We start from the raw sequence: 13,896 nt of genomic DNA on the forward strand, positions 1-13,896 counted from the left end.
CCCAAGAGAGAGTGTGAGAGTGCTCGTACTCGTCGCTCCCGGCCAGGGCGCCCAGACGCCTGGCTTCCTGACCCCCTGGCTCGAACTCCCCGGTGCCCAGGACCGTTTGCGTGATTGGTCCGACGTCATCGGGCTCGATCTGGTGCACTACGGCACGAACGCCGACGCGGACGAGATCCGGGACACCGCGATCGCGCAGCCGCTGCTCGTCGCCGCCGGGCTGCTGTCCGGTGCGGCACTCGGTGCCATGACGGACATCGCGCCGGGCGCGGTCGCGGGGCACAGCGTCGGTGAGATCACCGCCGCCGCCTTCGCGGGCGTCCTGGAGGACACCGAGGCACTGCGCCTGGTCCGCAGGCGCGGTCTGGCGATGGCCGAGGCCGCCGCGATCACCGAGACCGGCATGTCGGCGCTGCTCGGCGGCGACCCGGAGGTCTCGGTCGCGCACCTGGAGAAGCTGGGCCTGACCCCGGCGAACATCAACGGCGCCGGTCAGATCGTGGCCGCGGGCACCCTGGAGCAGCTCGCCGCGCTGAGCGAGGACAAGCCCGAGGGCGTCCGCAAGGTCGTCGCCCTCAAGGTCGCAGGCGCCTTCCACACGCACCACATGGCGCCCGCGGTCGAAAAGCTGGCCGAGGCCGCCAAGGAGCTCGCGCCCGGCGACCCGAAGCTCACCTACGTCTCCAACCGGGACGGCCGGGCCGTCACCTCCGGCGACAAGATCGTGGAGCGGCTGGTCGGTCAGGTCGCCAACCCGGTCCGCTGGGACCTGTGCATGGAGACCTTCAAGGAGCTCGGCGTCACCGCCCTGCTCGAGGTGTGCCCCGGCGGCACCCTGACCGGCCTGGCCAAGCGCGCGCTGCCCGGCGTGAAGACGCTGGCGCTGAAGACCCCCGACGACCTCGACGCGGCCCGCGAGCTCATCGCCGAGCACAGCTGAATTAGGAGCCCACTGCGATGTCGAAGATCAAGCCCAGCAAGGGTGCCCCGTACGCGCGCATCCTCGGCGTCGGCGGCTACCGCCCGACCCGCGTGGTGCCCAACGAGGTGATCCTGGAGACGATCGACTCGTCCGACGAGTGGATCCGGTCGCGCTCCGGCATCGAGACCCGGCACTGGGCGGGCCCCGAGGAGACGGTCGCCGCGATGTCGATCGAGGCGTCCGGCAAGGCGATCGCCGACGCGGGCATCTCCGCCGAGCAGATCGGCGCCGTGGTCGTCTCGACCGTCTCGCACTTCAGCCAGACCCCGGCCGTGGCGACCGAGATCGCCGACAAGCTGGGCACGAACAAGGCCGCCGCCTTCGACATCTCCGCCGGCTGCGCGGGCTTCGGCTACGGCCTGACGCTCGCCAAGGGCATGGTGGTGGAGGGTTCCGCCGAGTACGTGCTCGTCATCGGCGTGGAGCGGCTCAGCGACCTGACCGACCTGGAGGACCGGGCCACGGCCTTCCTGTTCGGCGACGGCGCGGGCGCGGTCGTGGTCGGCCCCTCGCAGGAGCCGGCGATCGGCCCGACGGTGTGGGGCTCCGAGGGCGACAAGTCGGAGACCATCAAGCAGACCGTGCCCTGGGATCGGTTCCACGTCGGCGACGTCACCAACCTCCCCCTCGACAGCGCCGGGAACATCAAGTTCCCCGCGATCACGCAGGAGGGCCAGGCGGTGTTCCGCTGGGCCGTGTTCGAGATGGCGAAGGTCGCCCAGCAGGCGCTGGACGCGGCCGGAATCAGCGCGGACGACCTGGACGTCTTCATCCCGCACCAGGCCAATGTGCGGATCATCGACTCGATGGTGAAGACTCTCAAACTGCCGGAGCACGTCACGGTCGCCCGTGACATCCGCACCACCGGCAACACCTCGGCCGCCTCGATCCCGCTCGCGATGGAGCGGCTCCTGGCGACCGGCGAGGCGAAGAGCGGCGACACCGCGCTCGTCATCGGGTTCGGGGCGGGTCTCGTCTACGCCGCCACTGTCGTTACCCTCCCCTAGGCACTCCGTGCCGGATCATGCATCCGGTACCGGAAGCGCCGCCAGCAACACCGCAGCAACCGTCTGGAACATCTAAGAAGGAGCGCCTGACATGGCCGCCACTGAGAAGGAGATCGTCGACGGTCTCGCCGAGATCGTGAACGAGATCGCCGGGATCCCCGTGGAGGACGTCCAGCTGGACAAGTCCTTCACCGACGACCTGGACGTCGACTCGCTGTCCATGGTCGAGGTCGTCGTCGCCGCCGAAGAGCGCTTCGACGTCAAGATCCCGGACGAGGACGTCAAGAACCTGAAGACCGTCGGGGATGCCACCAACTACATCCTCAAGAACCAGGACTGAGGCGTTCACTAGCCTCCGGCTGTAATGCCCCGCCACCCGGCGGTGGCGCCGTCGAATCCCGTATCCGTTGGAGAAAGAATTCCCGTGAGCCCGACCAATCGCACCGTGGTCGTCACCGGTATCGGCGCAACCACACCGCTGGGTGGCGACGCAGCTTCGTTCTGGGAGGCCCTGACCGCCGGCAAGTCCGGTGTCCGCCTCCTGGAGCAGGACTGGGCGGCCGAGCTGCCCGTCCGTATCGCGGCGCAGATCGCCGTCGAACCGGGCGAGATCATCCCTCGCCCGCAGGCCCGCAAGCTGGACCGGTCCGCGCAGTTCGCGCTGATCGCCGCCCAGGAGGCCTGGAAGGACGCCGGTTTCACCGCCAAGGCCGGTGAGGACTCGTCCGCCAACCCCGACCGGGTCGGCGCCGTCATCGCCTCCGGCATCGGCGGTGTGACGACCCTGCTCGACCAGTACGACGTGCTCAAGGAGAAGGGCGTACGCCGTGTCTCCCCGCACACCGTGCCGATGCTGATGCCCAACTCGCCGGCCGCCAACGTCGGTATCGAGCTGGGTGCGCGGGCCGGTGTGCACACGCCCGTGTCGGCCTGCGCCTCCGGCGCCGAGGCCATCGGGTACGCCATCGAGATGATCCGCACCGGGCGTGCGGACATCGTCGTGGCCGGCGGCACGGAGGCGGCGATCCACCCGCTGCCGATCGTCGCGTTCGGCAACATGATGGCGATGTCCAAGAACAACGACGACCCCCAGGGCGCGTCGCGTCCCTACGACTCCGGCCGTGACGGCTTCGTCCTCGGTGAGGGCGCGGGCGTGATCGTCCTGGAGTCCGAGGAGCACGCGAAGGCGCGCGGGGCGCGGATCTACGTGGAGGCGGTCGGGCAGGGCATCTCCGCCGACGCGCACCACATCACGCAGCCGGAGCCCTCGGGCAACGGCATCGCGCACGCGCTGCAGAACCTGCTCGACAACACGGATCTGAAGCCGGCCGAGATCGTGCACGTCAACGCGCACGCGACGTCGACGCCGCAGGGTGACGTGGCCGAGATCAAGGCGCTGCGGAAGGTGTTCGGCGACGACGTCGACCACATGGCCATCTCGGCGACCAAGTCGATGACGGGTCACCTGCTGGGCGGTGCGGGCGGCATCGAGACCGTCGCGTCGATCCTGGCGCTGGTGAACCGTACGGCTCCGCCGACCATCAACCTGGACAACCTCGACCCCGAGGTCAACGCGGACGTGGTGCGGGGTGAGACGCGTGCGCTGCCCGAGGGGCGGATCGCGGTGCTGAACGACTCGTTCGGGTTCGGTGGGCACAACGTGGCGCTGGCGTTCCGGACCGTGTGAGAAACGTTGCTCTAAGGCCTGTGGCCCAAGCTCCGGTGACGGAGCTTGGGCCACAGTGCGTTTCGTTGTCGGCGGATCGCCGGTGGGGGCTTGTCGCGCGGTTCCCCGCGCCCCTTACGGGGCGTTCGGCAGCGCCCTTCAGGAGCGCTGGGAACTGCGCGACCAGCCACGACGGCGCCGCAGTCGGCAGCGGGCGGTCGCGGCACTTCCAGCGGCGTTCAGACCACCTGGTGGAGCCAGCGGACCGGGGCGCCCTCTCCCGCGTAGCGGAAAGGCTCCAGTTCGTCGTCCCAGGGCTTGCCGAGGAGTTTGGCGATCTCGGCCTCCAGGTCGGTCTCGCCACGCTGTGAGCGGGTCATCGCGGCCCTCAGGCGGTCCTCCGGGATCAGGATGTCGCCGTGGATTCCGGTGACCGCGTGGAAGATGCCCAGATCGGGGGTGCAGCTGTAGCGCTCGCCCTCGGCCTTCGCGCAGGGTTCGGCCGTGACCTCGAAGCGCAGCAGGTGCCAGCCGCGCAGCGCGGAGGCGAGTTTGGAGGCCGTGCCGACCTCGCCCTGCCAGGAGAACTCGGAGCGCCAGGTGCCGGGGGCCGCCGGCTGCCGGATCCAGTCGAGGTTGACGCGCGTGCCGAGCACCCCGGCGACGGCCCACTCGACGTGCGGGCACAGCGCGCGCGGCGCGGAGTGCACGTACAGAACTCCACGTGTCGTCACCGGAACCTCCGGGCAGAGCGGGACATCTTGCTGGCTGGGTGGCGGCAGTGACACGAAGGCCGCGTTGATGGCGAGGCTACCGTGCGGCGGTGCAAGGAGTGTGACGTACCGTCGGTCCCACAGCCAGGAAACCCCTGCCATTCACCCAGGGGGACGCTTGTACGGGGGTGGACCGTTGCAGGGCGGGGGGTGGGAACTCCCGTGCGTTGTTATGAAGGGGGACGAACCAGCCGACGGAGAGGACCAGCGGGGTATGCGCAAGCAGCGACGCCGACGTTCGCGTGCCCTGATCGGTGTCGTCGCCGCGACCGCCGCGCTGGCGCTGGCCGGGTGCGACGTGATCGGCGGCTCGTCCTCTGCGGGTGACGGCGGCCGGAAGCAGGCTCCCCGGGCCGTGTCGGTGTGGGACCGCAGCCCGGCCTCGATCGCGGCCGTCGGCGACTCCATCACCCGTGGCTTCGACGCGTGCACGGTGCTCTCGGACTGCCCGGAGGTTTCCTGGGCGACCGGCACCAGCGACCAGGTGGACAGCCTGGCGGTACGGCTGCTGGGGCGGGCGAATGCGGCGGACCACAGCTGGAACTACGCGGTGACGGGCGCCCGGATGGCCGACCTGTCCGGGCAGATGGCCGACGCGGTCGCGCGCAGGCCGCAGTTGGTGACGGTGATGGCGGGGGCGAACGACGCCTGCCGCAGGTCGGTGTCCGCGATGACGTCCGTGACGGCCTTCCGCGCCCAGTTCGAGGACGCCCTGGACACCCTGCGGAAGTCGCTGCCGAAGACCCAGGTGTACGTGTCGAGCGTGCCGAATCTGAAGCGGCTGTGGTCGCAGGGGCGGACCAGTCCGCTGGGCAAGCAGATCTGGAGGCTGGGCATCTGCCCGTCGATGCTGGCCGACGCGGACAACCTGACCAGTGCGGCGACCGTGCGCCGGGACCGGGTGCAGCGGCGGGTCGAGGCTTACAACAAGGTGCTGGCGGAGGTCTGCGCCAAGGACCGGCGGTGCCGTTTCGACGGCGGGGCGGTGTACGCGTACCGCTTCGGCACGGATCAGCTCAGTCGCTGGGACTGGTTCCATCCCAGCACCGACGGCCAGTCGAAGCTCGCCGCGATCGCCTACCGGACCATCACGGCGGCGGATCCGGTGGACTAGACCCTTGGCTTAGGGTTTCCCTCATGAGCGAACTTTTCGGCGCACTTTCCGACGGCACCGAGGTGCACCGCTGGACGCTGGAGCGCGCGGGGACCCGGGTGCGGATCCTGTCGTACGGCGGAATCGTGCAGTCGGTCGAGGTCCCGGACCGGGACGGGCGGACGGCGGACGTGGTGCTGGGGTTCCCCGGCCTGGACGGCTACCTGGAGCATCCGGGCCCGTACTTCGGCGCCCTGGTCGGCCGCTACGCCAACCGGATCGCGCACGCCCGCTTCCCGCTGGACGGCGTGACCTACGCCCTGGAGCCGAACAACGGGCCCAACTCCCTGCACGGCGGCGCCGGCGGCTTCGACAAGCGGGTGTGGGAGGCCGAGGGCGTCGAGCACGGGGTACGGCTGACGCGGGTGAGCCCGCACGGGGAGGAGGGCTTCCCGGGGCGGCTGGAGCTCACGGCGACGTACACGCTGGACGCGTCCGGCGCGCTGCACGTCTCCTACGAGGCGGTCACCGACGCGCCGACCGTCGTGAACCTCACCAACCACAGCTACTTCAACCTCGCGGGCTCCGGGAACGCGGGCGGCCATGAACTCCGGATCGCCGCCTCCCGGTACACCCCCGTCGACGGCGACCTGATCCCGACCGGGGTCCTGGCGGACGTCTCCGGCTCCCGTTTCGACTTCCGTACGGCGCGCAAGGTGGGCTCCGGCTACGACCACAACCTGGTCCTCGACAAGGGCGTCACCGACTCCCCCGCCGAGATCGCCGAGCTGCACGACCCGGGCTCCGGCCGCACCCTCACCGTGGCCACCACCGAACCCGGCGTCCAGCTCTACACGGCCGAGCACCTGAGCGGCCCGTTCGCCCCGGGCGACGGCATCGCCCTGGAGACCCAGCACTTCCCGGACTCCCCCAACCGCCCGGAGTTCCCGAGCACCCGCCTGGACCCGGGCACGGTGTTCCGCTCGGAGACGGTGTACGGCTTCGGGGTGCGGGACTGACCCGGACAGCCGCAAGCCCCGGTCCAGGGGTCAGGTCCCGGACCGGGGCTGCTCAGGGGGGACACGTCCCGGCTCAGACCCTAGCCGCGGCTGTGGGCCGACGGCCGGTGACCGCCCTCCCCACAGGTATCCCGTACGAACCCTTCACAAACACCCACGAGCCGTCCCACATCCCGGACGCCCGCCGCGGGACCCCGCCGGCGCCCCGGGCACGGCCTCAGCCGGCCACCGCCGCCACGGCCTCCACCTCCACCATCGCCTCCGGCCGGAACAGCCGGGACACCTCGAACGTCATGCTGGTCGGCGGGGTGCCGGTGAGGAACTCCCGGCGTACGGTGACGAGGCCGTCGTGGAGCTGACGGCGCTGCGTGAACTGACCGGCGGGCGGTTGCGGTTCGGTGCGTTCCCGACGGCGGACGCGGCCCTCGTGCCCCGCGCCCTGGCCGTCTTCCGCGCCCGCCATCCCGGCGTGGTGCTGCGGCGCGAGGAGGGCCTCACTCCGGCGTTGCTGGACCGGCTGGCCGCCGGGCGGCTGGACCTGGCGATCGTCTCGACGACCGGCGACGCCCCGCTGGGGGCGTACGACCTCCATCATGTGCTCGACGAGTCGCTGTACGTGGCCGTCCCGGCGGCGCATCCGCTGGCGCGCTCCGGTGCGGTGCGGCTTGCCCAGCTCGCCGACGCCGAGTGGATCTCCGGCAGCCCCCGGCCCGAGGGCACCCTGCTGGACGCGGCCCTGCGGCAGGGTTTCCGGCCGCGGGTGGCCCATGTCGTCGCCGAGTGGACCGCCAAGCAGGGGTATGTCGCCGCCGGGCTCGGGGTGGTCCTGGTGCCGGCACTGGCGGCCACCGCCGTACGCCCGGACATCGTGCTGCTGCCGGTGCTGGACGAAGGCGCCCCGGCACGGGCCGTGTACGCGGCGACGGTACGCGGCCGGTCCCCGGCCCTGTCCGGACAAGCGTTCGTGACCGTGCTCCGGGAGGTGGCCCGGTCGCTCCCCCTGGCATAGACCACACCGCGTCCCGCAAGCGATACTGCGGCCCGAACGGCACCACGCACCCCACTGCGACGGAAGGCCAACTCTCTTGAATTCGCTGCGCGTTCGGATCGGTGTCCTGGGAATCGCCCTGCTCGCCGGGGCGCTTGCCCCGGGCGCCGCACACGCGGCCACCGCGCCCTCCCCCACCGTCGAGGAGCAGCGGCTGGACCGGGCCGTGCCGCAGGAGATACTCCGGCGGTCCGGGTTCGACGCCGTGGCACCGGAGTTCGCGCGGGCGCTCGACGGCGCCCGGTCGTACGCGCAGGCCCGGCGGATCGTCGTGCGGCACGGGTCCGCGTTGTGGCGGCGGGCCGTGGACCGGGCGCAGGGACGGGGGCCGGTCTCCGGTGACATCAGCCGGGACGACGACCGGCCGCTGTACTGGGCGCGGCTCGGGACGACCCGTGCCGTGCGTACCTGGGAGCCGGCGTTCGCGCTGAGCGAGCGGCAGCGGGCGGCGCTGCTCGACGTGCTGGAGCGGACCTCGCGCGGGCAGACCGACATCCGGTATCCCGGCAAGGGGGTGCGGCGGATCCTGGTCACCGGGTTCGACCCGTTCACGCTCGACCGGGACATCAGGATCTCCAACCCGTCCGGGGCGAGTGCGCTGGCCCTCGACGGCACGGTCGTACAGACGGCAAAGGGGCCCGCGCGGGTGGAGACGGCCGTCTTCCCGGTGCGGTGGGACGACTTCGCGCAGGGGACCGTGGAGCGGACACTGCGGCCGTATCTGCCGAAGGTGGACCTGTTCACGACCGTGAGCCAGGGGCGGGTCGGGCGGTTCGACGTGGAGCGCACCAACGGGGCCTGGCGGGGCGGGTTCCCCGACAACGAGAACGTGAGCCGGACGGAGACCGTCCCGGTCGCCGATCCGGCCTCGCAGCCGCAGTGGACGACCACGACCCTGCCGTACGCGGCGATCGTGGCGGCGCCGACCGGCCGGTTCCCGGTGTACGACCACACCGAGGTGACCGAGATCCCGGCAGGCAGCACGGAGGCCGTCGTACGGGCGGACGGGCCGACTCCCGGGTCCACGGCACGGGCCGGGGGCGGCGGGGACTATCTGTCCAACGAGATCGCCTACCGGGCCACGCTGCTGCGCGACCGGCTGGGGCTGCACGACAGCCTGCCCGGCGGGCATGTGCACACGCCGGTGCTGCAGTTCGGGGCCGGGAACACCACCGAGGTGACCGATCCGGAGTTCGTGCGCAACCGGGTGGACATCATCGACCAGGTGCGGGCGATCGTGACCGTGGCGGCGGACGCGAGCTTCAGGAAGTGACCCGCCGGCCCTGGTCCCAGCCCTGGTCCCGGCCCTGGTCCCGGTCCTGATCCGGGTCCTCCTGCGCCGTCTCCTCGCCCAGCAGGTCGCGGGCGAGGAGGGTGGCGCCCGCGACCGCGCCCGGCATCAGGAACACCGCGACGAAGGGGACCAGGAAGGCGAGGCCCAGCGGGGTGCCGAAGCCCCACACCAGGGTCTTGCGGGAGCGCAGCAGGGCGAGCCGGGCGCGCAGGTCGACGCCCCGGCGCTGGAGGGCGACGGCGGCGAGTTCCTCGGTGAGGAAGAAGCCAGTCACGAAGAAGCCGACGACCGGTACGACGGTCTGCCCGACGAGGGGCAGGAAGCCGAGGGCGAAGAGCAGCAGGCCCCACAGGCCGGCCCGGAGCAGCACGCGCAGGCTGTCGCGGGCCGAGATCCACAGCTCGCGCCAGAACGGCAGCCCGGACTCGGGCGCGGTGCCGTCGGGCGAGACGTCCGCGTCGACCTTCTCGGAGAGGTTCTCGTAGAAGGGCTGGCCGATCAGCAGCGTGACGGCGGTGAAGGTGAGGACCGCGAGCAGGAGGCCGAGGGCGAAGAGCACGGCGGTGAGGAAGCCGCGGAAGAGGCCGAGCCAGGGGCTGGCCCAGTCGTCGGCGAACGGGGTGGCCCAGGCGACGAAGTCCTCTCCCCATATCGCGAGGGCGACCAGCGCCGCCGCGTAGAGGACGAGGGCGATCAGGCCGGGCAGCAGACCGAAACCGTACTGCTTGCCGTGCCGGCCGACCCACCGCTGGCCCTTGAGCAGATATCCGAAGCCCACCCCGAGATCACGCATGGCGAAAACTTTACCGGTGCGGTCCCGGGGCGCAGTGGGGGCATGGAGCCACCGGGGCAGCGGTGCCGCCAAGACCCCTGGCCACTGTTGAGTCGAACGGGTGCATCCCGCCGTACCGATTCTCAGGAACCAGAGGGCAGGGCGTTGTTCACCATGGGAGCTGCTTGCGGCGGCTCGGTTGAGGAGAGCGGATGACGCAGGAGATCACCGTCCGGGGCACGGTCGCGGAGGGCTTCGAGGGAGTGCGCGAGGAGTTCGCCGCCTTCGTCGCCGGCGAACCGGCCGACCACGAGGGACAGTTGTGTGCGTACGTCCACGGCCGGCGGGTCGTCGACCTGTGGGCCGGCGAGGGGGCCGACGGGGACTCCCTCTACGGCGTGTTCTCGTCCACCAAGGGCGCGGCCCATCTCGTCGTGGCGATGCTGGTGCAGGACGGCACGCTGGAGCTGGACCGTAAAGTCACCTACTACTGGCCGGAGTTCGCCGCGGAGGGCAAGGGCACGCTGACCCTGCGGGACCTGGTCGCGCACCGGGCGGGCCTGGTCGGCACCGACACCGGGTTCAGCCCGCAGGAGCTGACCGACGACCGGGCGATGGCCGAACGCCTCGCCGACCAGCGGCCGTTCTGGCGCCCCGGCACCGCCTTCGGCTACCACGCCCTCGTCATCGGGGCGCTCACCGGCGAGGTGGTACGGCGGGCGACCGGCCGTACCCTCCAGGACGTGTACGAGGAGCGGGTCCGGGCACCGTACGGCCTCGGCTTCTTCCTGGGCCTGCCGGCCGCGCACGAGCCGCGTTTCCGCACGGCCCAGCCGATGCGGCCGACGTCCGAGCAGCAGGCGCTGCTCGACGCCCTCCCGTCCGGCCCGCGGACGCTCGCCGGGATCGCCTTCAACGAGCACGCGGCCGAGCCCGTGGACCTGGCGGCCCTGCCCAACGACCCGCGGGTCCGAGCCAGGGGCCCGGCGTCCTTCGGCGGGGTGGCGTCGGCGCGCGGCCTGGCCGGGATGTACGCGGCGCTGCTGAGCGAGATCGACGGCAAGGCGCCGCTGCTGAAGGAGGACACGGTCGCGGAGTTCGGCCAGTTCCACTCGGTGGGGTACGACCTGGTGGCGCGCGCCCACAAGTCGTACGGCCTGGGCTTCCAGGCGACGGCGGACACCTGGCACCCGTTCCTGGGCGCGGGCACGATCGGCCACAGCGGCGCGGCGGGCTCCCAGGCCTTCGCGGACCCGAGAAGCGGGGTCGCCTACGGCTACACGCGACGGAGGTTCGCCTTCCCGGGAGGAGCGGCACCCGAGAACAACGCCTTGGCGAACGCCGTGCACAAGGCGGCGCTTGAAACCCGCTGAGCGCCACTCACCCAAGGGGCGCGGGGCTGTGGCGATGTGCGGCTCCCCTGCGTGGGCGCGAGCAGCCCCCACGCACCCGCACCCGCACTGATTCCCCACCCGGCAGACGAGAGACCGCACCCCACGTCCAAGGGTGCGGCCTCCCCACAGGGCAACGACGACGTCAGGCCAGCGTCACGCTGATGTTCCCGCGCGTCGCCTTCGAGTACGGGCACACTCCGTGCGCCTGCTCGACAAGGTCACGGGCGACGATCTCGTCGACGCCCGGAATCTCCGCCGAGATCTCGACGATGATCCCGAACCCCTCCTCGTTCTTCCCGAGCCCCACCTTCGCGGTGACGGTCGAACCGGAGACGTCGACCCCGGCCTGTCGGGCGACCACCCCCAGTGCCCCCTGGAAGCACGCGCTGTACCCGGCGGCGAACAGCTGCTCCGGGTTGGTCCCGGCCCCGCTGCCGCCCATCTCCTTCGGCGGGTTCACGACGACGTCGATCCGGCCGTCGTCCGTGGCGACCCGGCCGTCGCGGCCGTTCTCGGCCGTGGCGACGGCGGTGTACAGGACGTCGGACTGCTGAATGGGCATGCGGTTTCTTCTCTCCTCGGTCCGCCGCGACTCGCGCCCACGGTCGACGGCGGTTTCGGAAAGAAGTTACCGCATGCCGGAATGAGTAGGCAGTCCTACAGCTTGACGATCATCTTCCCGGTGTTGTCGCCGCGCAGGACCCCGAGGAACGCCTCCACGTTGTTCTCGATGCCCTCGACGACCGTCTCGCCGTACTTCAGCTGCCCGGAGGCCACCCACGGGCCGACCTCGGCAACGAACTGCGGCTGCAGGTCGTAGTGGTCGCCGACCAGGAAGCCCTCGATCCGGCCGCGGGTCTGGATGAGACGGGCGAGGTTCTTCGGGCCGGGGGCGGGCTCGGTGTTGTTGTAGACGGAGATCATGCCGCAGACCGCGATCCGGCCGTCCCGGTTCAGCTGGCCGATGGCCGCCTCCAGGTGGTCGCCGCCGACGTTGTCGAAGTAGACGTCGACACCGTCGGGCGCGGCCGCGCGCAGCTGCTCGGCGACCGGGCCGCTCTTGTAGTTGAAGGCCGCGTCGAAGCCGTACTCCTCGACCAGCAGCTTGACCTTCTCGTCGGAGCCGGCCGAGCCGATCACCCGCGAGGCGCCCTTGAGCTTCGCGATCTGGCCGACCTGGCTGCCGACCGCGCCGGCCGCGCCGGAGACGAAGACCGAGTCGCCCTCCTTGAAGGAGGCGGTGCGCAGCAGGCCCGCGTAGGCGGTGAGGCCGGTCATGCCGAGGACGCCGAGGTACGTCGACAGGGGCGCCGCCGCCGCGTCGACCTTGACGGCGTTCTTCGCGTCCAGGACCGCGTACTCGCGCCAGCCGAAGAAGTGCAGGACGTGGTCGCCGGCCGCGATGCCCTCGGCGTTCGACTCGACGACCTCGCCGACCGCGCCGCCCTGCATGACCTTGCCGAGCTCGAAGGGGGCGGCATACGACTTGGCGGCACTCATCCGGCCGCGCATGTACGGGTCGACGGAGAGGTACTTGTTCCGCACGAGCACCTGCCCCTCGCCCGGTGCCGGGACCTCCGCCTCGACCAGGGCGAAGTCCTCGGGCTTCGGCCAGCCGACGGGACGGCTCAGCAGGTGCCACTCGCGGTTGATCATGACGTGCGCCTTTCCTAATTACTTCAGTACCTGAAACAACCATGCTCCTTAATATTTCAGGATGTCAAGTAACGGGGTACTCTTGGGCGCATGTCGTCCTCACAGTCCAGCCCAGCGAAGACCCGGCGCCCCGACGCCCTGACCCTGGAGGTCGTCGAGCTGATCGGGGATGTCGTGTCCCGTTTCTACGCGGACTACGAGGAGGCGGCGGGCGAGCACGCGCTCACCGGGGCGCAGGCGCGGCTGCTCAGCCTGCTCTCGCTGGAGCCGCTGCCGATGCGGAAGCTGGCGCAGAAGCTGAAGTGCGAGCCGTCGAACGTGACGGGGATCGTGGACCGGCTGGAGGCACGGGGACTCGCGGAGCGGCGGCCCGACCCGACCGACCGCCGGGTGAAGCTGGCCGCGGCGACGGACGAGGGCAGCCGGGTCGCCCGCGAACTGCGCGACGGGTTGCGCTTCGCGCGCGAGCCGCTGGCGGGGCTGTCGGACGCGGAGCGGCTGTCGCTGCGGGATCTGCTGCGGCGGATGCTGGACGCGTAGGGGGGCCGCCGCCGAGGTCGGCCGGCAGCCCCCCTCGGACGGTTACGCGAACTGGCCGGGACGGTAGTCGCCGGCCGGCTGCTGGAAGATGACGTTCAGCCGGTTGTAGGCGTTGATCAGGGCGATCGTCGCCACCAGCGCGACGAGTTCCTCTTCGGTGTAGTGCTTGGCCGCGTTCTCCCACACCTCGTCGGGGACCCCGCCCGCGGCGTCGGCGATCCGGGTGCCCTGCTCGGCCAGTTCCAGCGCGGCGCGCTCGGCCTCGGTGAACACGGTCGCCTCGCGCCAGGCGCCGACCATGTGGAGGCGCTGCTGGGTCTCGCCGGCGGCCGAGGCGTCCTTGGTGTGCATGTCGAGGCAGAAGCCGCAGCCGTTGATCTGGCTGGCACGGATCTTGACCAGTTCCAGGGTGGCGGCGGGGATCGACGTCCCCTCAGCGGCCCTGCCCGCGCCGTTGAAGGCCTTGATCAGCTTGTTGGCGGTGGGGCTGGCGAAGAGGTTCAGACGGGCTTCCATGGTGTGTTCCTCCGTTGGGTTCAGCGGGATGCACACCTATGACGGAGCGGGTTCTGCGGATGTGACAGGGCGACCGGGGATTTGCTGGGTTTGCTTCGGTGTACCTTCGGCTGCGGGTCGGTGGGGGCTGGTCGCG

Annotated in this window: 15 protein-coding genes and 1 pseudogene; 10 read left to right on the forward strand and 6 right to left on the reverse strand. The window is 71.2% G+C overall.

The annotated features are described in order from the left end of the window. Positions 1-19 precede the first annotated feature (19 nt). From ABZ642_RS23000 to fabF, 4 genes are all read left to right on the forward strand, one after another. The gene (locus tag ABZ642_RS23000) at positions 20-940 is read left to right on the forward strand and encodes an ACP S-malonyltransferase (RefSeq protein WP_360487052.1); all 921 of its coding nucleotides are present in this window, start codon (positions 20-22) and stop codon (positions 938-940) included. A gap of 17 nt (positions 941-957) precedes the next feature. Further along, positions 958-1,989: a ketoacyl-ACP synthase III gene (locus ABZ642_RS23005; RefSeq protein WP_360487055.1), complete on the forward strand. Its 1,032-nt coding sequence runs from the start codon at positions 958-960 to the stop codon at positions 1,987-1,989. 91 nt (positions 1,990-2,080) lie between these two features. Beyond that, entirely contained in the window at positions 2,081-2,329 is a 249-nt protein-coding gene (locus ABZ642_RS23010; RefSeq protein ID WP_360487058.1) for an acyl carrier protein, read from the forward strand. 84 nt (positions 2,330-2,413) lie between these two features. After that, positions 2,414-3,676: a beta-ketoacyl-ACP synthase II gene (gene fabF, locus ABZ642_RS23015; RefSeq protein WP_360487061.1), complete on the forward strand. Its 1,263-nt coding sequence runs from the start codon at positions 2,414-2,416 to the stop codon at positions 3,674-3,676. A gap of 218 nt (positions 3,677-3,894) precedes the next feature. On the opposite strand, the gene ABZ642_RS23020 is transcribed toward fabF, so the two are convergent. Next, entirely contained in the window at positions 3,895-4,389 is a 495-nt protein-coding gene (locus ABZ642_RS23020) for a DUF3145 domain-containing protein (protein WP_123977426.1), read from the reverse strand. Positions 4,390-4,642: 253 nt separating this feature from the next. Here ABZ642_RS23020 and ABZ642_RS23025 point away from each other — a divergent pair, with 253 nt between their 5' ends. Continuing rightward, positions 4,643-5,542, forward strand: coding sequence for an SGNH/GDSL hydrolase family protein (locus ABZ642_RS23025; protein ID WP_360487065.1), 900 nt, complete (start codon positions 4,643-4,645; stop codon positions 5,540-5,542). A 23-nt stretch (positions 5,543-5,565) separates the two neighbouring features. After that, the gene (locus ABZ642_RS23030; protein WP_360487068.1) at positions 5,566-6,540 is read left to right on the forward strand and encodes an aldose epimerase family protein; all 975 of its coding nucleotides are present in this window, start codon (positions 5,566-5,568) and stop codon (positions 6,538-6,540) included. Between the two features lie 217 nt (positions 6,541-6,757). On the opposite strand, the pseudogene ABZ642_RS23035 reads toward ABZ642_RS23030, so the two are convergent. Continuing rightward, positions 6,758-6,874, reverse strand: a pseudogene (locus ABZ642_RS23035) (RidA family protein); the annotation flags it as partial. Positions 6,875-6,967: 93 nt separating this feature from the next. Between ABZ642_RS23035 and ABZ642_RS23040 the strand changes: the two are divergent. Continuing rightward, positions 6,968-7,549: a LysR substrate-binding domain-containing protein gene (locus tag ABZ642_RS23040; protein WP_360487071.1), complete on the forward strand. Its 582-nt coding sequence runs from the start codon at positions 6,968-6,970 to the stop codon at positions 7,547-7,549. Positions 7,550-7,625: 76 nt separating this feature from the next. Then, a complete protein-coding gene (locus tag ABZ642_RS23045) occupies positions 7,626-8,861 on the forward strand; it encodes a pyroglutamyl peptidase (RefSeq protein ID WP_360487074.1) in 1,236 nt (411 codons plus the stop codon). Here ABZ642_RS23045 and ABZ642_RS23050 read toward each other — a convergent pair. After that, complete coding sequence (locus ABZ642_RS23050) at positions 8,851-9,675, reverse strand: EI24 domain-containing protein (protein WP_360487077.1); 825 nt, start codon at positions 9,673-9,675, stop codon at positions 8,851-8,853. The genes ABZ642_RS23045 and ABZ642_RS23050 overlap by 11 nt on opposite strands. Before the next feature lie 191 nt (positions 9,676-9,866). Between ABZ642_RS23050 and ABZ642_RS23055 the strand changes: the two genes are divergently transcribed. After that, a complete protein-coding gene (locus ABZ642_RS23055; protein WP_360487080.1) occupies positions 9,867-11,027 on the forward strand; it encodes a serine hydrolase domain-containing protein in 1,161 nt (386 codons plus the stop codon). A 163-nt stretch (positions 11,028-11,190) separates the two neighbouring features. Here the strand turns inward: ABZ642_RS23055 and ABZ642_RS23060 are convergent, their stop codons facing one another. Next, the gene (locus ABZ642_RS23060) at positions 11,191-11,610 is read right to left on the reverse strand and encodes an organic hydroperoxide resistance protein (protein WP_360487083.1); all 420 of its coding nucleotides are present in this window, start codon (positions 11,608-11,610) and stop codon (positions 11,191-11,193) included. A 95-nt stretch (positions 11,611-11,705) separates the two neighbouring features. Next, positions 11,706-12,704, reverse strand: coding sequence for an NADP-dependent oxidoreductase (locus ABZ642_RS23065; protein ID WP_360487085.1), 999 nt, complete (start codon positions 12,702-12,704; stop codon positions 11,706-11,708). A gap of 90 nt (positions 12,705-12,794) precedes the next feature. Between ABZ642_RS23065 and ABZ642_RS23070 the strand changes: the two genes are divergently transcribed. Beyond that, positions 12,795-13,244, forward strand: coding sequence for a MarR family transcriptional regulator (locus ABZ642_RS23070; protein ID WP_360487088.1), 450 nt, complete (start codon positions 12,795-12,797; stop codon positions 13,242-13,244). 42 nt (positions 13,245-13,286) lie between these two features. Here ABZ642_RS23070 and ABZ642_RS23075 read toward each other — a convergent pair whose 3' ends face one another. Then, positions 13,287-13,760 (reverse strand): carboxymuconolactone decarboxylase family protein, encoded by a 474-nt coding sequence (locus tag ABZ642_RS23075; protein ID WP_360487091.1) that lies wholly within the window; start codon positions 13,758-13,760, stop codon positions 13,287-13,289. Positions 13,761-13,896 lie beyond the last annotated feature (136 nt).

Source organism: Streptomyces sp. NPDC007157 (genome assembly GCF_040634235.1).
In the GTDB taxonomy this organism is placed as follows: Bacteria; Actinomycetota; Actinomycetes; order Streptomycetales; family Streptomycetaceae; genus Streptomyces.

Coding starts and splice junctions, on each gene's coding strand:
- ABZ642_RS23005 (WP_360487055.1), top strand. CDS start 958: ATGTCGAAGATCAAGCCCAGCAAGGGTGCCCCGTACGCGCGCATCCTC.
- ABZ642_RS23010 (WP_360487058.1), top strand. CDS start 2,081: ATGGCCGCCACTGAGAAGGAGATCGTCGACGGTCTCGCCGAGATCGTG.
- ABZ642_RS23025 (WP_360487065.1), top strand. CDS start 4,643: ATGCGCAAGCAGCGACGCCGACGTTCGCGTGCCCTGATCGGTGTCGTC.
- ABZ642_RS23030 (WP_360487068.1), top strand. CDS start 5,566: ATGAGCGAACTTTTCGGCGCACTTTCCGACGGCACCGAGGTGCACCGC.
- ABZ642_RS23050 (WP_360487077.1), bottom strand. CDS start 9,675: ATGCGTGATCTCGGGGTGGGCTTCGGATATCTGCTCAAGGGCCAGCGG.
- ABZ642_RS23055 (WP_360487080.1), top strand. CDS start 9,867: ATGACGCAGGAGATCACCGTCCGGGGCACGGTCGCGGAGGGCTTCGAG.
- ABZ642_RS23060 (WP_360487083.1), bottom strand. CDS start 11,610: ATGCCCATTCAGCAGTCCGACGTCCTGTACACCGCCGTCGCCACGGCC.
- ABZ642_RS23065 (WP_360487085.1), bottom strand. CDS start 12,704: ATGATCAACCGCGAGTGGCACCTGCTGAGCCGTCCCGTCGGCTGGCCG.
- ABZ642_RS23070 (WP_360487088.1), top strand. CDS start 12,795: ATGTCGTCCTCACAGTCCAGCCCAGCGAAGACCCGGCGCCCCGACGCC.
- ABZ642_RS23075 (WP_360487091.1), bottom strand. CDS start 13,760: ATGGAAGCCCGTCTGAACCTCTTCGCCAGCCCCACCGCCAACAAGCTG.